Below are 19,108 nucleotides of genomic sequence, written 5' to 3'. Positions count from 1 at the left end.
CATGAACAACGCCAACAACACCTCGCTCGAGCAGTATGAAGTCTGGTTCCTGACCGGCAGCCAGCACCTTTACGGCGAGGACGTTCTGAAGCAGGTCGCAGCGCAGTCGCAGGAGATCGCCAACCAGCTCAACGCCTCATCCTCCGTTCCGGTCAAGGTGGTCTGGAAGCCCGTCCTGACCGACTCGGACGCCATCCGGCGCACCGCGCTGGAAGCCAACTCCGCCGATCAGGTCATCGGCGTCACCGCCTGGATGCACACGTTCTCGCCAGCCAAGATGTGGATCCAGGGCCTGGACCTGCTCCGCAAACCGCTTCTGCACCTGCACACCCAGGCCAACGTCGAGCTGCCCTGGGCGGACATCGACTTTGACTTCATGAACCTGAATCAGGCCGCCCACGGCGACCGCGAATTCGGCTACATCCAGTCCCGTCTCGGCATCCCGCGCAAGACTGTTGTGGGCCACGTGTCCAACCCCGAGGTCACGCGCCAGGTCGGCGTCTGGCAGCGGGCCTCCGCCGGGTGGGCCGCCGTCCGCGCCCTGAAACTGACCCGCTTTGGTGACAATATGCGCAACGTCGCGGTCACCGAGGGCGACAAGACCGAAGCCGAACTCCGGTTCGGTGTTTCGGTCAACACCTGGTCCGTGAACGAACTCGCCCACGCAGTGCACGGTGCCGCGGACTCCGACGTCGACAAGCTCGTCGCCGAGTATGAGGACCTCTATGAGGTGGCTGAGGAGCTGAAGGCCGGTGGCGCCCGGCACGAGTCGCTGCGCTACAGCGCACGGATCGAGCTCGGCCTGCGCAGCTTTCTGGAAGCCAATGGTTCGGCCGCGTTCACCACCTCCTTCGAGGACCTCGGCGAGCTTCGGCAGCTCCCGGGCATGGCTGTGCAGCGGCTTATGGCCGACGGTTACGGTTTTGGTGCCGAGGGTGACTGGAAGACAGCCATCCTGGTCCGCGCGGCCAAGGTCATGGGTGCGGGGCTGCCCGGCGGTGCCTCGCTCATGGAGGACTACACATACCACCTCACGCCGGGACAGGAAAAGATCCTCGGGGCACACATGCTCGAGGTCTGCCCGTCGCTGACCGCCACCAAGCCGCGCGTCGAGATCCACCCGTTGGGTATCGGCGGCAAGGAAGACCCCGTTCGGATGGTCTTTGACACCGACGCCGGCCCCGGAGTTGTGGTGGCCCTGTCCGACATGCGCGATCGTTTCCGGCTGGTTGCCAACGCCGTGGACGTCGTGGACCTCGACCAGCCCCTGCCCAACCTCCCGGTTGCCCGGGCGCTGTGGTCGCCCAAGCCGGACTTCGCCACGTCTGCCGCGGCCTGGCTCACTGCCGGAGCGGCGCACCATACGGTGCTTTCCACCGCCGTCGGGATGGATGTGTTCGAGGACTTCGCCGAGATTGCCCAGACGGAACTGCTGACCATCGATGAAAACACCACCATCAAACAGTTTAAGAAAGAACTGAACTGGAACGCCGCCTACTACAAGCTGGCCGGTGGGCTCTAGCAGCACTCTTACCTCCCTGGAGCGGGGCGTGGCGGATATCTGCCACGCCTCGCTCCTGCTTAAGTCGGGTCGCCTGCCCTATCCTGAAGCTCTGAACTGATCCTGAACGCCTGACTGGGGGAGAGCGTGCAATGGGACCTTTAGAACCGACTGCCGTCACCACTGAGCGCCGAAATGTGGTGGACGCTCCGTTGGCTGATTTCGAGCAGAAGAGCGCCAAGGACCCAAAGGTCAGGCGGAGAAAGTTCCAAATTCTTGACGTCGTCATAGTGGTGGTCCTCGTGGCACTGATTGCGCTGTCCATCACTCCTTGGCCGTCCGCACTCCTTATCCGCAGCGTGTTCGAGGGCGGAGCGAAGTCCACCATCGAAGAGATGCTTCCCTACGTTCCTGACACTCCGATGGCAGAAAGCAGGGATGTTGCCTATATGGACGGCGGCACCCTGGACGCGTTTACTCCCGAGAGCGCCGCCGGACCGTTGCCCGCCGTCGTCTGGATCCATGGCGGAGCGTGGATCTCAGGAAACAAAACCGATGTGGAGCCCTATCTTCGGATCCTTGCCGCCAAGGGATACACCACCATCAGCCTCGACTATCCGATAGCCCCGGAAACCACCTACCCTGCTGCGGTGGAGGACCTCAACAGGGCACTCGGGTACATCACGGAGCACGCTGCCGAACTCAAGGTGGATCCGAACAAGATTGTGCTCGCGGGGGATTCCGCCGGTGCGCAACTGGCCAGCCAGCTCACCACGCTTACCGTCAATCCCGCCTATGCCAACCTGCTTGGGATCGAACCCGCACTGGACAAGAAGCAGCTGGCCGCCACCATCCTGCACTGCGGTGTTTATGATCTTCAGGCCATGGCGGATCTCAACGGAATTGCGGCCTGGGGCTTCAAAATATCGCTCTGGGGGTACACGGGTACCAAGGACTGGTCTGACACCTATGCGGGCAGCACCATGTCAACGGTGGAGTTCGTCACCGGCGATTTCCCACCCACGTTCATCAGCGGCGGGAACGGGGATGGCCTGACATGGCTTCAATCCATCCCCTACAGCAACCGGCTGAAATCTGCAGGGGTGCCAGTGACAGAGCTGTTCTTTCCTGCCGACCACGAACCGGCGCTTCCGCATGAGTACCAGTTCCACCTGGACTACAAAGCCGCCCAGGATGCGCGGGACCAGACGTTCGATTTCCTGGCCAAGCACACCCGACCTTAGGGTCACCCGTCGCCTCACCGTGCCCGCACGCGCCGCGCGGCGGGGTAAGCCATGTTCTGAAAGGCAGCGCGTTGGTCTAGACGCGGTTCTTCGGGCGGGCGTATTCTGATCTTCCATTGTGCAGGTGGGGGTGAAGTATGGACCTCGCGCTAAATCAACGTCGCCGAAGTGTCCTGCGCCCTCTTTTATTTGCCGCCTTCGCTGCCCTCGCCTGGCTGATCTGGGGCGCTGGAACCGCGAACGCCGCCCTGCCGGACCCTGACCTCGTGCCTCAGCTGACGCAGGCCGGCACCACCACTCTCGAGGATGCCTCCACGGGCGCAGCACCACTTCCTGCCCCAATCCAACCTCCTACCAGCACGCTGCTTCCGGTGGCAGACGCCGTCATCGGCACAGCGTCCCCGGTGACGGCTCCCGTGAGCGATGCCGTCGCCAACACCATCCCAACCGTCGACGCCGGACTGGCTGACGTGGTGGACGTCGTTGGCTCGGCGGTAGATCCCGTCCAGCCGGTGGTCACGGAAGTTGGGGAAATCGTGGGCGGCTTAGCGGACGTTATCCCGGCCGCTCCCTTGCCTGGGCCTGACATGGTGCCTCCCGTTTTGCCTGAACCTCTTCCCTGGGTTCCGGGCGTTCTTTTACCGGGTCAAGAGGCTCCAAATGACAGCCAAAGCAGTGAGGTGCCGGCGGCTCAGCCCGCTGTCGAAGCGGTTGCCGCAAACGTGCTGACGCCGTCATCCCAGAGTGGCACCTCCGCTACCCAAATCCCGGATGGAACCAGAACCGGGCAAGCGCTTTTGATCCAGCCTGCCTTACACACGCTGGCCGTTATGGGAGACTCCGGTGGATCAGTGCCGGTACCGGAGGCACCTGTCCCCGGAGAACGTCACCTCCAGGCTGCCCTTGCTGCCGGTCCAGGCTCCGCATCTACCGGATCTGCCGGAGGCGGAGTCCAAGCCTGGGCGGACGTGGCAGCGTTCTGGGCAGTTCCCTTGGCATCTCACTTTGCCGGAATGCCCAGCCTCCAGGAGCTTCCGCCCGTCGCTCCACCCTTTGATCCCGGGTCCACCCCCGACTGAACGGGTTAACTCTGCCCATTTCCAGGCAGACGAAGACTCCGGACGCTGTCAGCGTCCGGAATGAAACTTCAGTCAGGAGAATCTCATGTCTGTTTGCACCCAACTGGACTGTGCCCGGGCCAAAGCCCGGGAGCGATCCTCCGTCAGAGGGCGGATCGGTTGGTGGCCGCATGCGGTGCGGGGCGCCGTCGGCAACTGGCCGGACCCTTTGGTCCCGACCGACTAGCTTCCAGTAGTTAGTCGGCTTAGACACGGGGTGTCTGGCCGGGCGGGTTAGTCCGGTCAGACACCCGGTACAAGGCCTGGAGAAGCTTGGCCTCTCTCTATCCGGTGCCTGCTGTCGCCGCGCTGCTGGGGGGCGCGGCGGCGGCTTCAATCCTGATGAGGAATTCCCAGGGCTGATACCCCTGACCCTTGACGAATCACGCTCAACCTTCAACAATGTTCTATAACGTTGTAGAAACTAGAGCGAGGATCCTTCCCTTGAGCAATACGGGCAATACTGAAACAGCCACGGCACAGGTCACCATCGACCCCGCCTTCACCGTCGGGCCGGTCCGCAGGAGGACTTTCGGCTCCTTTGTGGAGCACCTGGGCCGCTGTGTATATACGGGCATCTTTGAGCCCGGCCATCCCTCCGCGGACGAGGACGGCTTCCGCACCGACGTCCTTGAGCTCACGCGCGAGCTCGGAGTTTCCACCATCCGCTACCCGGGCGGAAACTTCGTCTCCGGGTACCGCTGGGAAGACGGCGTGGGGCCGGTGGAAAAGCGGCCGGTCCGTCTTGACCTCGCTTGGCACTCCACGGATCCGAACCACGTGGGCGTGGACGAGTTCGCCAAATGGACGGCGAAGGCAGGCGTCGAACCCATGATGGCCGTGAATTTGGGAACCCGTGGCACCCAGGAGGCCCTGGACCTTCTCGAATACTGCAATATCGACGGCGGCACAGCGTTCTCGGACCAGCGCAGGGCCAACGGTGCGGAGACCGGCTACGGCATCAAGATGTGGTGCCTTGGCAACGAAATGGACGGCCCCTGGCAGATCGGTCACAAGAACGCCTTGGAGTACGGACGCCTCGCTGCTGACACTGCCCGCGGTATGCGGATGATCGAACCTGACCTGGAGCTCGTGGCCTGCGGCAGTTCTTCACCGGGGATGGACAGCTTCGGCGAATGGGAGCGTATTGTCCTGACGGAGACCTATGACCTGGTGGACCTCGTCTCCGCCCACCAATACTTCGAAGATTTCGGCGACCTGCAGGAGCACCTTGCCGCGGGCCACAAGATGGAATACTTCATCCGCGACACCGTGTCCCACATTGACCACGTGAAGTCAGTGAAGAAGTCCTCCAAGCAGGTGAACATCTCCTTTGATGAGTGGAATGTCTGGCACGGGAGCCGGGCTGAATCCAAGGCCCCGAGCGGCAAGGACTGGCCCGTTGCACCCGTGCTGCTGGAGGACCGCTACACTGTGGCGGACGCCGTCGTCGTCGGTGATCTCCTGATCACCCTGCTCCGGAACACTGACCGCGTGCACTCGGCCAGCCTGGCCCAGTTGGTGAACGTTATTGCCCCGATCATGACGGAACCGGGTGGTCGTGCCTGGAAGCAGACCACGTTCCACCCCTTCGCGCTCACATCCCGCCATGCCGCCGGTACCGTGCTGAAGCTTGCCCTGGAATCGCCGTCGCTTAATGCCGGAAAAACCGAGAACTTCGACGCACTCTCCGCGGTGGCCACCTTCGACTCCGAGACGGGCGAGGCAGTGGTGTTCGCCGTCAACCGATCGGTGACGGACGCGCTCACGTTGGACGCTGCTGTGGCTGGACTCGGCAACGTGCGGGTGGTCGAGGCTGTGACCTACTCGAACAAGGACCCGTACTGGCAGGCCACTGCTGACGACTCGACGTCGGTCCTGCCCACCGAAAACACCTCGGCAAAGCTCGACGGCGGGCGGCTCACCGCCGAGCTTCCGGCGGTGTCCTGGACCATGATCCGCCTTGCCGTGAACGCCTAGGGGCGACTAGGAGTCAGGCCATCGCCTAGATAAGGGCAGGGTCCAAGTTGATGGGGGAGTCCAGGTCTCGTGTACAGACCAGGACTCCCTCCTCTACGTAAAGACGTGCAGCGTGGATGCTGGTGCGCTGCTCCCGCAGGGCCTCGGCAGGGTCCAGCAGCCCGTTGGCCATCTCGGTGTCCTGCCACTCTGGGTGGGTGAAGTAGAAAATGTAGGCGTGGTCGCCCTGGGTGACAACATCGGCATGCCGGCCGTACGTGGCGTCATCGGCGCCGCTCGCCGGAGCGTCGAGGATGAGTCCGTTGTTGGCCTCCTGCCGCTCCCACGCCAGACCGTCCGCAGAGCGGTGCACCGCCTGGCCGCGCCATTCGTCTACCACCATCCAGTACCACCCTCCCAGCCGGAATACGTTGGGCCCTTCGTGGGCGGGACGGCCAATTACCTGACCTTCAGACCGCCAGCCGGTGAGGCGTGTTGCATCGTTACAGACGGCTGACCAGGTGGTGGCGCCGTCCACTTCATCCTTGAACCACAGGCGTGGTTGGCCGTCCCCCACCACGGCGAAGGCGGCATCGATCACGTTCTCTGAACCGACGTCGATCGTTTCGGTGAAGTCCCACTGCTCAAGGTCATCGCTGGTGAAGTGAACCACGCGGCGTTCTGTCTGTTCAGCCCAGGTTCCGGGTGCTCCTGCACCCCACGTGAGGAACATGTGGTACCTGTCCTCGTGCCAGACAACCTCCGGCGCCCAATGCGTGTTGAGGCCGGGAGAACCCTCCGGATCCAGACCTTCCACCACGCCGCGGTACTCCCAAGAGGATCCACCATCCAAGGAGACTGCGATGCCGATACGGGTGCCCGTAATCCATTCGCATCCTCCGGCCGCAAGTGTTGCCCGGCGTGCGGTGTAAAACATCCACCACTCCTGAGTGCCGCGCTTATGGATGACTGTGGGGTCGGCGGCGCCGTCGAATACGGGGCAGCGGAACAGTGGGGATTCAGGGATCATGACGACGAGTTTACAACGTTGGAGAAACCGAGGGAAGGGACCACTGGACTGGCTGGGTTGACAGGGCTATTCTGGCCATCCAGGTAGCGTTGATGGACCACGAGGGAGACGAGGATGTCCGAATCCAAGCCTGAATCGGCCGAGGCGATCGACAGCAAAGACGTTGCAGAGATCCAAGGAGATGACACTCTGACGGCCGCTGACCGCATGGACCTGATCGCAAACCAAGCCGTCCGGGACGGCGACGAAGAAGAACTGGACCTTGGTCCCGAATCAGACTGAAGCGGGGGAGCAGAGGGGCGGTTTCGACGGCAAATGAGTGGTCTTTGCCCGCTGTCGGTAGGCCTGTTGCCGCCTCGTTGCGAATGGCGTTCTAGGGCGACATATCGCGGCGGCTTCATTGGCCCGCAGGCCAAGCCGGAGAGGGATGAGCAGAGTCATGGTCCCCACGGGATATCACGGTAAAGGGCTTCGAAAAATTCCTTCCCGGTGACCGATTCTCGGAACACACAGTCGGCACCGGCGTCTGGATAAATGCAGAGTCTGGCCAAACATTCACGCAACGGTCCCGGTACGCTTTGATTGAGACGTACGATCAAGCGGCCAACGACTTCCACATCACCATCAATGGCCGATACCTGATCGGGTTACTCCCTGATGAGGCTTACAGTGTCGCCGGACACCAGACCTTTACCTTCGACGCCGACACCAACACGTTCATCGCCTATTCCCTCGACGGCAAGGTTTTGGCAGACGTCTGTGCCGTGCTGGCAGGAGAGAACTAGTTTCTAGGCCTGAAATTCGTCTCCCGAAGCGGCTCGCGACTGTTGACATGCGGGGGCGCCATACGCTTTAGGCAGCCTGCAGTTATGTGGGGGTCGCCATCGGTCGCTTCAGGGCTGAAGCGGCGGACCAAAAATCCGCTGTCTTCTCAGTCTGTCCAAACCCCCTCGCAAGGATGATCGGGCGGGTCAGTACCGGCGTCTTGCGGGATTGAGTACGTCCCGAACGGGCCCTCCGTCGTTTTGTGTATCGGATATGCCGCTGCAGAGATCAGGTGTTGGCATCGATAAGGGTGGTACCGCTCCTTCGGAGCGCGCTGAGAGTCGGATCGTTTTCTGGTCGGTCGGTGATGATGCCTGCAATGTCGGTCAGGGGCAGGACTTGGTAGCGGGAGGCGACGCCGATCTTTTCTGCGCTGGCAAGAACGTAGGTATCGGCTGCCCGCCCAGCCAGGGCCCGCTTCATGGCCGCTTCCTCAACGTCCCCCGTGGTCAACCCTTCTGAGGAGTGCACGCCTGTCACCCCGAGAAGGAACAGGTCAGCGGAGATCGCCTGTGCTGCTTCCATTGCGGCGGCACCGCAGGTCACCGCCGAATGTTTGAACAGACGACCTCCGAGGAGGAAGATCTCGATTCCCGTGAATGGCAGAAGTGCTGCGGCGATAGTGGGGCTGTGCGTGATGATCGTGCAGTTAAGGGAAGGCGTTAGTGCCCGGACGACGGCGAGCGTGGTTGTGCCGCCGTCGAGGATGACAGTACTGCCCTGATCGATGAGGCGGGCAGCACAGCGGGCGACCCGATCTTTGCTGTCCGGCTGAACACCGATGCGAGCGGTGTAGTCCGCAGCCGCCGGCGAAACGGGCAGGGCTCCTCCGTATACCCGTTGGCACATCCCTGCGGCGGCAAGTTCTCTGAGATCACGGCGGACAGTGTCATCGGACAGACCTAACTCAGCAGCGATGTCCTTGGCTATCAGCTTCCCCTGTTCGGCAAGGCGACTGAGGAGGATTGACTGACGTTCAGCGGCGAGCATTCACGTTCCTTCCGATTCATGCATGTTTTTGCACTATTCTAGTGTGCATGACCAAATCCCTGATGATATTGATTGCTGGCCCCTACCGTTCCGGGACGCGGGATGACCCCGACCTGCTGCGCCGCAACCTTTCCCGCCTTGAACAGGTTGCGTGGCCGATCTTCAAAGCTGGACATTTACCCATGATCGGAGAGTGGGTGGCGCTCCCCGTTCTGGGGAGTGCGGGCGTGGAGGATCTCTCGGATCCGATTGCTGGTCAGGTGATGTATCCGACAGCTGAACGCCTTCTCCAGCGATGTGATGCGGTCCTCAGGCTGGCCGGCGAGTCGCGAGGAGCCGACCAGGACGTTGCGATTGCCCGAGACCGAGGCATACCTGTTTACTACAGCCTGGACGAGATCCCCGGCGCCGCCCTGACGCAGACGGACACCATTCAGTGAGACCGCATCGCGGGTATCCTGCTCTTGGACAGCCCGGAGTGGACGTCCCGGACAGCCGTGGCCGTACAGGCTTGGACCGTGCGGGTGTCGGCTTGGATCGCAACCCGGACGTCAGGATCACTGGGGTCGAAGTAACGTCAGACGGGTGGCACGTTCTGCGCCGGACTACCTTCGCTTACCGCCGGCGCGACGGGCGACAGGTCATGGAAGAGCGGGAAACCTACGACCGGGGCAACGGTGCCACAATTCTGGTCTACGATCCTTTTCAGAGAACGGTTCTGTTGACCCGGCAGTTTCGGTTCCCGGCCTACGTCAACGGGCACCGTGACGGCATGCTCATCGAAACGGCCGCGGGCCTTCTTGATGACGATGCCCCCGAAGTTGCGATCCGACGGGAAGCCAGCGAAGAGCTCGGAGTCACGCTGGGGGAATTGCAACATGTTTTCGACCTCTATATGAGCCCCGGTTCCGTCACGGAATCCGTCCATTTCTACGCCGCAGCCTACAGCCCCTCCGACCGGACAACGCCCGGAGGCGGTCTGCAGGAAGAAGGTGAAGACATCGAAGTACTCGAGATTCCCTTCGATGAAGCACTTGCTATGACATCCGATGGCAGGATCGTCGACGGCAAGACCGTCATTCTTCTCCAGTGGGCAGCCATGACCCACCTCTTTGAGATGAATTCACCCGCCGTAACAGTGCTTTGACCATGACCCTGTTCCTGTCTGTTCTGGCGTCATGGTTTGGGGAGTCGCGGCCACCGGTGGACCGCCAAAATAGTCCTGCCATCGTTGTGATGTCATTGGTGGTGCGTAACTTCAAGGCTGCACTTGAGCTCCTGTTCCGGCAGCAAACATCGCGTTTCCGGGCAACCAGCATTAGTGGAGGTCTCCTCAGGACCCCGAAGCATATGGATGAGCTGAAAGCTCACTACGCGTCCGCTGCGGATTCCAGAGTTGAAGAGGGGCCCAGTCGGGCATACGCAGGCAATTGGCGTCGGTATTAATCCATTGTTTGGACTTTTTCTCAAACTCACGCATGATCACGGGTATGGGGAGCAAATATTCAGGTCCGGCGGTTTTCACCACTGCAGTCGTAGGCGTGGTGGGCTTTGCATGGGGGATCAAGCTCTTTTTTGATTCCGTCTGCCTGTTTTCCTGCACTGCCCCACGGTCCCCCGCAGTCGACAGCGCCTTTATGCTAACCGTATTGTCCTTCTTGCTTCTGGTGTTCACGTGCATCCTTGCTATCTGGGTGATTAAACGAGGCGACGAGGGGTGGGCCCTCGGCGGGCTCTTTGTAGCCGGCCTGCCTGTCATTTTTGGCGCAGTTATCGTCACCTACGTAGTCCTGTCATCGCTTTGACGTCACTCCGTGTTCCAGTGCATTGGTGAGTGAGTGAACATCTTCCTTCCCTGGAGACCACGAGTAATGGATATTTCTGCAACGATGTAACTGGAAGAGTTGCCGGACGAAGGACCCAGCTATGGCTGTCACTATGAACGACGTCGCGCGAGCAGCCGGCGTCTCCCTCAAAACGGTGTCCAATGTGCTCAATGACTACGAGTTCATCCGGCCCGCCACCAAGCAGAAGGTGCTGGACGCAATCGCCGCGCTGGGCTACGAAGCCAACCTCACGGCACGCAGCCTCCGCTCCGGTAAGACGCGCATGCTGGGGCTGGTGCTCTCCGATCTCTCCTCCCCGTACTACGCCGAGTTGGCCTCCCACCTCATGAAAGTAGCTTCAGCAAGGGGATACCGGGTGCTCGTGGAACAGTCGGCGGCGACTAGGGAGAATGAACTTGCCGCGCTGCAGGGCCAGTTTCGCCAGCTGACCGACGGCCTCCTGTTCACACCCCTGGCGCTGGGGCCCGACGACGTCGCGGCTGCCCAAGGCGACAAGCCTTTGGTGCTGCTGGGGGAGCATATTGCAGACCCCCGCTTTGATCTTGTCACCATGAAGAACACTGAAGCCGCGCAGGCTCTCACCTCCCACCTCCTGGCGTCCGGGCGGCGTCGGGTGGCTGTTCTCGGTGCTGCTCCGGAAGACACCACCGGCAGTTCGGGTTTGCGCATGGTGGGCTACCGCCAGGCCCTCATGGCTGCCGGGCTGGAGTTCGATCCCGACCTGGCTGTGTTGTGCCAGTGGCGGCGGGACGCCGGGGCTTCCGCCGTCCGCCAGCTACTGGACAGCGGAGTCCAGTTTGATGCCGTGTTCGGGCTCAACGACACCGTGGCACTGGGGGCCTTGCATGAGTTACTGATGCAGGGGGTGAAAGTGCCGGAAGAAGTAGCCATTGCTGGCTTTGACGACATTGACGAGGCCCGTTTTGCCTCTCCCTCCCTCACCACGGTGGCCCCGGGCATGGACGAAATCGCAGAGCGCTCCGTAGGGTTGCTGATAGACCGGATTGAAGGAACGGCGCCGGAAGCCGAAGGACTCCAGCTGGAAGCGGGTTTCGAGCTCAGGATCCGGGACTCAGCTCCTTAAGGCTGCGAGGAAGGACAAGGGCAATGGTGGATGTCCAGGTGGAGACCGTCATCAACAGGCCGCAAGACCATGTTGCCGAGTATGCGGGAAACCCCGATAACGCCCCGCAGTGGTATTCCAACATCAAAAGCGTCAAGTGGCAGACACAACCACCCATGGCTGTCGGCTCGAAGCTTGCCTTTAGTGCCCGCTTCCTTGGCCGGACGTTGGACTACGTCTACGAAATCATTGAGCTCCTCCCCGGGCAACGCCTTGTGATGCGCACCGCCCAAGGCCCGTTCCCGATGCAGACCACCTACGCCTGGACTCCCGAGGGGACAACGTCCACCAGAATGGTCCTGCGAAATACCGGCAGCCCCGCCGGATTTTCCAAGCTCGCTGGTGCCGTTATGGCTCCGATGATGCGCCGGGCAATGCGGAAGGACCTCCGGAAACTAAAGGAAGTGCTCGAGTCCAACTGAAAGGAGTGGACCATGATCGCGGCCCTCATCATCGATATGCAGAACGCCTTTTTCGAGAATCCGGACCTGGCAGCCCAGCAGGATGAGTTGGTGGCTGCCTGCAATGACCTCATCGACGTCGTTGAAGAAGCAGGCGGCAAGGTGCTGTTGGTGAAGACTGAGCATGAGCGGGACAAGTCAACATGGACCCTCAGCATGCTCGACGACGACCAGGGCTTCATTTTCCGAGGCACCGGGCAGGCCGATTTCGTGCCGGGACTGAGGACTGAAGACCTGCCCTGCCTGGCAAAGACCAGGGACAGCGCCTTTATGGGCACCGATGTGTTACTTCGCCTGCGGAACTGGGGCGTTGACCAGATCATTCTCGGCGGTGTCTCCACCCACAACTGCATCGCCCAGACGGCAGCTGACGCCTTCGCCAACAATATCCGTGTGGCTTATGCCCGTGAAGCCATCGGTTCTGAGGATCAGGAGGCAGCAGAAGCGGTTTTATCCATCCTGTCCAAGGGCTACCGTCAGGCGGTTCTGACTCCGCCCCAAATCAAGGAACTGCTGAGGAAGAGGCTGACTAACCACGGCTAGATCAGCTCACCGCAACCAGAGACCGAGTAACAAAATCTTACGGGCTCTTCCGTTTCCAGGAGACGCTCTATAACGTTGTAGGAATGTTGTTAGCGCATACGCCTCCCATGGGCTGGAATAGCTGGGATTGCTACGGGACCACGGTCACTGAGGATGAAGTCCTGGCCAACGCGGAGTACATGGCCGCCCATCTGGCCCCCTACGGCTGGGACACAGTCGTCGTCGATATCCAGTGGTATGAGCCGGCGGCAAAAGCGGGTGGTTACAACGATGGCGCGGCCCTGGTCCTGGACCACGCGGGCCGGCAAATGCCTGCCGTCAACCGCTTCCCCTCAGCGGCGGAGGGAAGGGGATTCGCTCCGCTGGCCGCGAAAATCCATGCCCTTGGCCTCAAGTTCGGCCTCCACATCATGCGGGGCATCCCCCGGCAAGCGGTCCGGGACAAACTGCCTGTAGCCGGCACGGGCTTCACCGCAGACCAGGTGGCAGACCTCGATTCTGTCTGCGACTGGAACACCGACAACTACGGCCTGAACCACAACCATCCCGGCGCCCAGGCCTATTACGATTCCCAGTTGGCGCTTTTCGCAGCCTGGGGTGTGGACTTCATCAAAGCCGATGACATGGTGGGTCCCTACCTGGCGGCAGAGATCCGGTCCTACCAGCAGGCCATCCGGAATTCGGGCCGGGAGATGATCCTCAGCCTTTCGCCGGGCCGCGCCCTGTCCCTGGCGCACCTTGAGCACCTCCGTGAAAACTCGCAGATGTGGCGTGTTTCCGACGATCTCTGGGACAACTGGGACGACGTCGAGGCGCAGTTTGGGCGCATGGCACGTTGGGCGCCCCATCAGAGAGCAGGAGCGTGGGCCGACGCCGACATGCTGCCGGTAGGCCGGATCGCCTTGCGTGCCGAACGCGGCCCCGAAAGGGTCACCAGGCTCACCCTGGACGAACAGCGCACCATGATGACGCTCTGGTGCATGTCCCGCTCGCCCCTGATGCTGGGTTGCGACCTTCCAAGCTCCCCGCCGGAAACGCTCGGTCTGCTGACCAACCGGGATGCGCTTGAAATCCTGAAGGCCAGCACCGGAAACCGTGAGCTCCTCCGCGAGGGGAACCTGGTGATCTGGGCAGCGGAAAGCACGACGTCGGAGGACCGGTTTGGTGCTGTCTTCAATACCGGGACTGAGGTGCTTCGCCGGGACATCCCACTCCGGGATCTCGGCCTCGGCGAGACGGCTGAATGGGAGCATTGGGCAGCGCTCGAGTCGTGGACCCAGGAGAAACTGGAAGTGAGCGGGGATGTGCTGAGCTTCGAGATTGCCCCGCACGGAGTGTGTCTCTACCGCTTTACGCCACGCAACCTAGCCTAAGATCGCCCACCCTCGTGGTGGCAACTTCACCCTTCGGGACTGAGCGTCGAGGCTTCCGGTTCCTGCAAGCAGCGACGCATGAGCAAGCAGGGCCACCGCCGATGCCCGTATGTCCGCCGTTACCTCGAGGTCTGCTGGCTCATCGGCAAGGTTCAACGCCACCACCAGCGCGTCGCCATCATTTTCGGCCACGAAGATGAACTGCTCGTTGGTCAACGACCACACAGCGGTGCGGGCCGAGTGGAGCCAGGCATGCCGCCGTCGTACTCCGATCAGCTCCTGGTAGAGCCGATAGGTGGGCCATCCCTCAGGGCTGAGATCAGCAGGCAAGGCAGGGAAGGCAGGCCGCACTGCGTCGTCGCCCCCGGCCCTGTCCTCCTTGATGCCGCGAAAGGCCTGCTCGTCCCCGTAGTAGATCGATGGTGTGCCTCCCACCGTCAGCAGGACCACAAGAGCGAGGGGCAGGAGGGCAGGATCCTGAAGCTTGCTGGCAATGCGCGTGACGTCATGGTTCCCGATGAAGGTCAGCGGTGCAAAACCAGCCATAAACGAGTTGTGCCGTTCCAAGGCCGCGGCGAGTTCGTAGAAGTTGCGGTCGTTGAGCGAGCTCCAGACGGCTTTCCAGAGTTCGTACTGGGTTGCGGAATCCAGGCTGCCGTCACTGACCGCCGCGGCATAGTCGCCGTGGATGTGTTCGCCGACGAAATAGGCGTCGGGAAACTCGGCCCGGACTTCGGCCAGGACGCTGGACCAGAACGACGCCGGCACAGCGTACGCAGCATCCAGTCGCCAACCGTCAGCTCCCCGTGCCAGCCAATGCTTCATGACCCCGGCAATGAATCCGGCAACTTCCGGTTCGGCATGATTCAAGGCGACGAGGTGGTGGTGTCCCTCAAAATCCGTGTACTCAGGCTCCATCCCGGGAGTCCAGCCGGAGTCAGGCCACTTGAAGCGGAACCAGGAGGCCTTGGCCCCGGACGGGCCCTGCAACATCGCCTCCTGGAAGGGTGGGAAACTCCGGCCGGTGTGGTTGAAGACGCCGTCCAAAAGCACACGGAGGCCCCGGGAGTGCGCTTCTCGGATCAGCTCGTCAAAGTCGGCGTCGTCACCCAGACGGGGGTCCACGCGGAAGTAATCAGTGGTGTCATAGCCATGGGTTTCCGAGGCGAACACCGGGCCCAGCGCGATGCCCGAAGCGCCCAGTTCTACGGCGTAGTCCAGCCAGGAGATGAGCTGCGGGAGCCGATGAACCACAGGCGCTCCAGCGGGGAGGGCATTTTGCTCGGCCCCCACAAATCCAAGCGGGTAGACCTGCCACCACACTGCATGCTGCACCCAATCCGGTTCGGCCAAGGCGGGCTCCTTTGCTGGAGGGGAACGTACCCGGGCCATTCTGCCAGTGAGCCGAAATCTTTCCGAAACCTGGCGGGCTTACTCTGGTCACAAGCTGAAGGGATTACGGATGCATCTTTTACCCCGTGAGCAGGAAAAGCTCATGATCGTGGTGGCGGCTGACCTTGCACGGCGCCGTCAGGCCCGTGGGCTCAAGCTCAATTTCCCGGAGGCCGTGGCCATCATCAGCTACGAGTTGATCGAGGGCGCCCGGGACGGCCGGACAGTGGCCGAATTGATGAGTTACGGGACCACGCTGCTCACCCGCGAGGACGTCATGGAAGGCATCCCGGAGATGATCCATGACGTGCAGATCGAAGCTACCTTCCCTGACGGCACCAAACTGGTGACCGTCCACGATCCCATCCGCTAGGGGCAACAGATGATCCCAGGAGAATACGTCCTCCGGCCTGAACCGGTGGTGGTGAATGCCGGACGGGACGCGATCGACGTCGTCGTACTGAACACCGGCGACCGTCCCGTCCAGGTGGGCTCCCACTACCACTTTGCCGAGGCGAACAGTGCACTCGAGTTCGATCGCCAGGCGGCCCACGGACGGCGCCTGGACATTCCCGCCGGCACGGCTGCACGGTTCGAACCAGGCGACAGCCGGACTGTCCGGCTGATCGAGCTCGCAGGGCGCCGCGAGGTTTTCGGACTCAGCAACGCGGTTAACGGAACGCTCGACGCCCGCGGGCCAGCATCCGTCGCGAAAGCCACACCTGACGGGGGAGCCGCGTGAGTTTTGAACTGTCCCGCAAGCAGTACTCGGACCTCTACGGGCCTACGACGGGCGACGCCATCCGCCTCGCAGACACAGAGCTGTTCCTGGAGATCGAGAATGACCTCACCCGCTACGGCGAGGAAGTGGTGTTCGGGGGCGGCAAGGTGATCCGGGACGGCATGGGCCAGAACGGCCAGCTGACCCGTGACGATATTGGTTCCGGCGGCGGTGTGCCGGACACCGTTATCACCAACGCGATCGTGCTGGACTACACCGGCATCTACAAGGCGGATATAGCCCTCCGGGACGGCCACATCTTCAAAATCGGTAAAGCCGGAAACCCCCAGATCACGGACGGCGTGGACATCGTCATCGGAGCGAGCACCGAGATCATCGCCGGCGAACGGAAAATCCTCACGGCCGGCGGCGTTGATTCGCACATCCACTTCATCTCCCCTGAACAGGTGCCCACGGCGCTGTGCAGCGGAGTGACCACCATGCTGGGCGGCGGAACCGGCCCGGCCGAAGGCACCAAAGCGACCACCGTAACGCCCGGCAAATGGCACATCCAGCGGATGCTCCAGGCCGCCGAGGGCCTTCCCATCAACATCGGACTTCTCGGAAAGGGACACGCGTCCGCGGTCGAACCCCTCGCTGAGCAGATCAGGGCCGGAGCGATCGGCCTCAAGGTGCATGAGGACTGGGGATCCACCACCTCCTCGATCGATACTTCCCTCAAAGTCGCCGACGAATACGACATCCAGGTGGCCATCCACACAGACACTCTCAACGAGTGCGGCTTCGTAGAGGACACCATCAGGGCAATCGACGGCCGCGTCATCCATACCTTCCACACGGAAGGCGCCGGGGGAGGGCACGCGCCGGACATTATCAAGATCGCCGGCCTCCCGAATGTGCTGCCCGCGTCCACCAACCCGACCCTGCCGTACACGCGCAACACCATCGAAGAGCACCTGGACATGCTGATGGTCTGCCACCACCTCAACCCGGACATTCCCGAGGACGTGGCCTTCGCTGATTCACGCATCCGTGCGGAAACCATCGCAGCGGAGGACGTGCTCCAGGACATGGGCATCTTTGCCATCACCTCCTCGGATTCGCAGGCCATGGGACGGGTGGGCGAGGTCATCACCCGCACCTGGCAGGTGGCCGACAAGATGAAGAAGCAGCGGGGAGTTTTGGAGGACCCCCAGAGGGACAACACTGGCGGTGTCCACGGTTCCGCCCGCAGCGACAACTTCCGCCTGAAGAGGTACGTGGCAAAATACACGATCAACCCCGCCATCGCGCACGGCATGGCGGACTCGATCGGATCCGTGGAGGAAGGAAAATTCGCTGACCTGGTCCTGTGGGATCCGGCATTCTTCGGCGTCAAACCGGAACTTGTGCTCAAGGGCGGGCAGATCGCCTACGCCCTCATGGGGGATGCAAACGCGTCCATCCCCACGCCGCAACCCCGGACCATGCGGCCCATGTTTGCCACCTTCGGCAAAGCGCTGCAGCAGTCCTCCATCACCTTCCTGTCTCAGGCCGCTATCGACGCCGGCGTACCCGAAGAGCTCGGCCTCCAGAAGGTGATCCGTCCCGTATCAGGGATCCGGAACCTCACCAAGGCCGACCTGAAGTACAACGACGCAACGCCGGACATCGAGGTGGACCCGGAGACCTACCAGGTGACGGTAGACGGGGAGAACGTCACGTGCGAACCCTCTGACGTACTGCCCATGGCCCAGCGCTACTTCCTCTTCTAGAACCCCTGGAGCTGACGTGATCATCGAGAAAGTCCTCGGCAACGTGCACGAACTGCCCGGCGGTGCGGCCGAAACCTACGCCGGCCTGCACCAGGAGAAGGTGGTGCTGCCCAGCGCCCAACTGGTTAAGCGCATCCAGAGGGTCACGACAGACCACGGCAAGGAGCTGGGCATCCGGCTGGCGGCCGGCTCCGTGGACCTTCGCGACGGCGACATCCTGCATGTGGCAGAGTCCAACATGATCGTGGTGTCGGTGCTGCCCACGGACGTCCTGGTGATCGCGCCGCGAACCATTTCCGAAATGGGCGTGGTGGCCCATTCCCTAGGAAACCGCCACCTGCAGGCCCAGTTCTTCGACTCCACCTCCGAGTACGGTGCCGAGGTCATGGTGTGCCAGTATGACCACACCGTTGAGGACTACCTCAAACACGTCGGAGTGCCTTATGACCGCCAGGAACGGGTGATGCCGGTGCCTTTCCGCCACGCTGAACACTCGCACTGATTGCATGAAAGCTACTCCCGGCTATCAGCTTGCATTGCAGCAGTTGACTGACTCCGCGTTGCCCACGGGAGCGTTTGCTCATTCATTGGGCTTTGAGACCTATATTGAGCGCGGGCTGGTGCGGGACGAGGCCAGCTTCGGGGTTTGGCTTTCTGCATTTGTGCGGCAGCAGCTTACATTCTCGGACGGCTTGGCCATCCGCCTCGTCTACGAGGATCATCCGGTTAGGGAGCTTGACTCCTTGCTGACTGCCCAGCTGTTGCCACGGCAACTGCGCGAGGCCAGCCTGAAAATGGGCGGTCGGCTGCTCGAGATTGGCGCTGAAGTGTTTCCCTCGCCGGAGCTCGAGGAGTACCGCGGGCTGGTGAGCGGCGGCCGTGCTTCCGGCCATCAGCCGCTGGCATTCGCCGTCGTCGCCCGTTCCCTCGGGGTCCCGTTGAACGAGGCGCTCGCTGCCTACCTTTTTGCTGCCGTCACGTCCCTGACGCAAAACGCCGTCCGTGCGGTGCCCTTGGGCCAGAACGCCGGGCAGCGGCTACTGCGCCAGGCGGCCGACGCCGTTGCTGCCGCCGTTGAGCGGGTGGGACAACTGACGCCGGACGATTTTGGGGCAGTAAGTCCAGGGCTGGAAATTTCGCAGATGCGGCACGAGCGGCAACGCGCACGAATGTTTATGAGTTAGTTGGATTGCACGGCTGGACTGT

The 19,108-nt window shown here is 62.0% G+C and carries 21 protein-coding genes; 18 read left to right on the top strand and 3 right to left on the bottom strand.

Annotation, left to right across the window (positions count from 1 at the left end):
* Position 1 precedes the first annotated feature (1 nt).
* The 4 genes from araA (at position 2) to arfA (ending at position 5,843) form a co-directional block, all read left to right on the top strand.
* A complete protein-coding gene (araA, locus tag M1E05_RS19640; RefSeq protein ID WP_461163960.1) occupies positions 2-1,522 on the top strand; it encodes an L-arabinose isomerase in 1,521 nt (506 codons plus the stop codon).
* 131 nt (positions 1,523-1,653) lie between these two features.
* Positions 1,654-2,745 (top strand): alpha/beta hydrolase, encoded by a 1,092-nt coding sequence (locus M1E05_RS19635; protein ID WP_461163959.1) that lies wholly within the window; start codon positions 1,654-1,656, stop codon positions 2,743-2,745.
* A gap of 137 nt (positions 2,746-2,882) precedes the next feature.
* On the top strand, positions 2,883-3,824 hold the full coding sequence (locus tag M1E05_RS19630; RefSeq protein WP_461163958.1) for a hypothetical protein: 942 nt from the start codon (positions 2,883-2,885) through the stop codon (positions 3,822-3,824).
* Between the two features lie 483 nt (positions 3,825-4,307).
* The gene (gene arfA / locus M1E05_RS19625; protein ID WP_461163957.1) at positions 4,308-5,843 is read left to right on the top strand and encodes an arabinosylfuranosidase ArfA; all 1,536 of its coding nucleotides are present in this window, start codon (positions 4,308-4,310) and stop codon (positions 5,841-5,843) included.
* A 25-nt stretch (positions 5,844-5,868) separates the two neighbouring features.
* On the opposite strand, the gene M1E05_RS19620 is transcribed toward arfA, so the two are convergent.
* On the bottom strand, positions 5,869-6,852 hold the full coding sequence (locus M1E05_RS19620) for a family 43 glycosylhydrolase (protein ID WP_461163956.1): 984 nt from the start codon (positions 6,850-6,852) through the stop codon (positions 5,869-5,871).
* A gap of 114 nt (positions 6,853-6,966) precedes the next feature.
* Here M1E05_RS19620 and M1E05_RS19615 point away from each other — a divergent pair, with 114 nt between their 5' ends.
* Both M1E05_RS19615 and M1E05_RS19610 read left to right on the top strand, forming a co-directional pair.
* A complete protein-coding gene (locus M1E05_RS19615; RefSeq protein ID WP_461163955.1) occupies positions 6,967-7,134 on the top strand; it encodes a hypothetical protein in 168 nt (55 codons plus the stop codon).
* Positions 7,135-7,430: 296 nt separating this feature from the next.
* Positions 7,431-7,637 (top strand): hypothetical protein, encoded by a 207-nt coding sequence (locus M1E05_RS19610; RefSeq protein ID WP_461163954.1) that lies wholly within the window; start codon positions 7,431-7,433, stop codon positions 7,635-7,637.
* A 268-nt stretch (positions 7,638-7,905) separates the two neighbouring features.
* On the opposite strand, the gene M1E05_RS19605 is transcribed toward M1E05_RS19610, so the two are convergent.
* A complete protein-coding gene (locus M1E05_RS19605; protein WP_461163953.1) occupies positions 7,906-8,667 on the bottom strand; it encodes a DeoR/GlpR family DNA-binding transcription regulator in 762 nt (253 codons plus the stop codon).
* 47 nt (positions 8,668-8,714) lie between these two features.
* On the opposite strand from M1E05_RS19605, the gene M1E05_RS19600 reads away from it, so the two are divergent.
* The 7 genes from M1E05_RS19600 (at position 8,715) to M1E05_RS19570 (ending at position 14,014) form a co-directional block, all read left to right on the top strand.
* Positions 8,715-9,107, top strand: a complete 393-nt coding sequence (locus M1E05_RS19600; RefSeq protein WP_461163952.1) for a DUF4406 domain-containing protein — start codon at positions 8,715-8,717, stop codon at positions 9,105-9,107.
* The gene (locus tag M1E05_RS19595) at positions 9,104-9,814 is read left to right on the top strand and encodes an NUDIX domain-containing protein (RefSeq protein WP_461163951.1); all 711 of its coding nucleotides are present in this window, start codon (positions 9,104-9,106) and stop codon (positions 9,812-9,814) included. The genes M1E05_RS19600 and M1E05_RS19595 overlap by 4 nt, the downstream gene beginning before the upstream one ends.
* Before the next feature lie 331 nt (positions 9,815-10,145).
* Positions 10,146-10,472: a hypothetical protein gene (locus tag M1E05_RS19590; RefSeq protein ID WP_461163950.1), complete on the top strand. Its 327-nt coding sequence runs from the start codon at positions 10,146-10,148 to the stop codon at positions 10,470-10,472.
* 121 nt (positions 10,473-10,593) lie between these two features.
* Positions 10,594-11,598: a LacI family DNA-binding transcriptional regulator gene (locus M1E05_RS19585; RefSeq protein ID WP_458112937.1), complete on the top strand. Its 1,005-nt coding sequence runs from the start codon at positions 10,594-10,596 to the stop codon at positions 11,596-11,598.
* A gap of 23 nt (positions 11,599-11,621) precedes the next feature.
* Positions 11,622-12,059 (top strand): SRPBCC family protein, encoded by a 438-nt coding sequence (locus M1E05_RS19580; RefSeq protein WP_458112938.1) that lies wholly within the window; start codon positions 11,622-11,624, stop codon positions 12,057-12,059.
* A gap of 12 nt (positions 12,060-12,071) precedes the next feature.
* On the top strand, positions 12,072-12,641 hold the full coding sequence (locus M1E05_RS19575) for a cysteine hydrolase family protein (protein WP_458112939.1): 570 nt from the start codon (positions 12,072-12,074) through the stop codon (positions 12,639-12,641).
* 107 nt (positions 12,642-12,748) lie between these two features.
* A complete protein-coding gene (locus M1E05_RS19570; protein ID WP_461163949.1) occupies positions 12,749-14,014 on the top strand; it encodes an alpha-galactosidase in 1,266 nt (421 codons plus the stop codon).
* On the opposite strand, the gene M1E05_RS19565 is transcribed toward M1E05_RS19570, so the two are convergent.
* Positions 14,006-15,367 carry an alpha-amylase family protein gene (locus M1E05_RS19565; protein ID WP_461163948.1) on the bottom strand — a complete coding sequence of 454 codons (1,362 nt, stop codon included), beginning with the start codon at positions 15,365-15,367 and terminating at the stop codon, positions 14,006-14,008. The two genes, M1E05_RS19570 and M1E05_RS19565, sit on opposite strands and share 9 nt — an antisense overlap.
* 109 nt (positions 15,368-15,476) lie before the next feature.
* Between M1E05_RS19565 and M1E05_RS19560 the strand changes: the two genes are divergently transcribed.
* From M1E05_RS19560 to M1E05_RS19540, 5 genes are read left to right on the top strand one after another with little or no spacing between them, the layout of a single operon-like run.
* Positions 15,477-15,779, top strand: a complete 303-nt coding sequence (locus M1E05_RS19560; RefSeq protein ID WP_247043639.1) for an urease subunit gamma — start codon at positions 15,477-15,479, stop codon at positions 15,777-15,779.
* 9 nt (positions 15,780-15,788) lie between these two features.
* Complete coding sequence (locus M1E05_RS19555) at positions 15,789-16,148, top strand: urease subunit beta (protein WP_461163947.1); 360 nt, start codon at positions 15,789-15,791, stop codon at positions 16,146-16,148.
* Positions 16,145-17,902 carry an urease subunit alpha gene (gene ureC / locus M1E05_RS19550; RefSeq protein WP_458112943.1) on the top strand — a complete coding sequence of 586 codons (1,758 nt, stop codon included), beginning with the start codon at positions 16,145-16,147 and terminating at the stop codon, positions 17,900-17,902. The genes M1E05_RS19555 and ureC overlap by 4 nt, the downstream gene beginning before the upstream one ends.
* Before the next feature lie 16 nt (positions 17,903-17,918).
* Entirely contained in the window at positions 17,919-18,404 is a 486-nt protein-coding gene (ureE, locus tag M1E05_RS19545) for an urease accessory protein UreE (RefSeq protein WP_458112944.1), read from the top strand.
* A gap of 4 nt (positions 18,405-18,408) precedes the next feature.
* On the top strand, positions 18,409-19,086 hold the full coding sequence (locus tag M1E05_RS19540; RefSeq protein ID WP_458112945.1) for an urease accessory protein UreF: 678 nt from the start codon (positions 18,409-18,411) through the stop codon (positions 19,084-19,086).
* Positions 19,087-19,108 lie beyond the last annotated feature (22 nt).

The sequence above is a fragment of the Arthrobacter sp. R4-81 genome (assembly GCF_054792365.1).
Note: the sequence above shows the minus strand (reverse complement) of the source record. Positions and strands in the feature narration are given on the sequence as shown.

What these genes read in the sequence shown, in the direction of transcription:
- araA (WP_461163960.1), top strand. Translation starts at nt 2, where the DNA reads ATGAACAACGCCAACAACACCTCGCTCGAGCAGTATGAAGTCTGGTTC.
- M1E05_RS19575 (WP_458112939.1), top strand. Translation starts at nt 12,072, where the DNA reads ATGATCGCGGCCCTCATCATCGATATGCAGAACGCCTTTTTCGAGAAT.
- M1E05_RS19580 (WP_458112938.1), top strand. Translation starts at nt 11,622, where the DNA reads ATGGTGGATGTCCAGGTGGAGACCGTCATCAACAGGCCGCAAGACCAT.
- M1E05_RS19600 (WP_461163952.1), top strand. Translation starts at nt 8,715, where the DNA reads ATGACCAAATCCCTGATGATATTGATTGCTGGCCCCTACCGTTCCGGG.
- M1E05_RS19555 (WP_461163947.1), top strand. Translation starts at nt 15,789, where the DNA reads ATGATCCCAGGAGAATACGTCCTCCGGCCTGAACCGGTGGTGGTGAAT.
- M1E05_RS19630 (WP_461163958.1), top strand. Translation starts at nt 2,883, where the DNA reads ATGGACCTCGCGCTAAATCAACGTCGCCGAAGTGTCCTGCGCCCTCTT.
- M1E05_RS19585 (WP_458112937.1), top strand. Translation starts at nt 10,594, where the DNA reads ATGGCTGTCACTATGAACGACGTCGCGCGAGCAGCCGGCGTCTCCCTC.
- M1E05_RS19635 (WP_461163959.1), top strand. Translation starts at nt 1,654, where the DNA reads ATGGGACCTTTAGAACCGACTGCCGTCACCACTGAGCGCCGAAATGTG.
- M1E05_RS19590 (WP_461163950.1), top strand. Translation starts at nt 10,146, where the DNA reads ATGATCACGGGTATGGGGAGCAAATATTCAGGTCCGGCGGTTTTCACC.
- M1E05_RS19540 (WP_458112945.1), top strand. Translation starts at nt 18,409, where the DNA reads ATGAAAGCTACTCCCGGCTATCAGCTTGCATTGCAGCAGTTGACTGAC.
- M1E05_RS19620 (WP_461163956.1), bottom strand. Translation starts at nt 6,852, where the DNA reads ATGATCCCTGAATCCCCACTGTTCCGCTGCCCCGTATTCGACGGCGCC.
- M1E05_RS19560 (WP_247043639.1), top strand. Translation starts at nt 15,477, where the DNA reads ATGCATCTTTTACCCCGTGAGCAGGAAAAGCTCATGATCGTGGTGGCG.
- M1E05_RS19605 (WP_461163953.1), bottom strand. Translation starts at nt 8,667, where the DNA reads ATGCTCGCCGCTGAACGTCAGTCAATCCTCCTCAGTCGCCTTGCCGAA.
- M1E05_RS19615 (WP_461163955.1), top strand. Translation starts at nt 6,967, where the DNA reads ATGTCCGAATCCAAGCCTGAATCGGCCGAGGCGATCGACAGCAAAGAC.
- M1E05_RS19570 (WP_461163949.1), top strand. Translation starts at nt 12,749, where the DNA reads ATGGGCTGGAATAGCTGGGATTGCTACGGGACCACGGTCACTGAGGAT.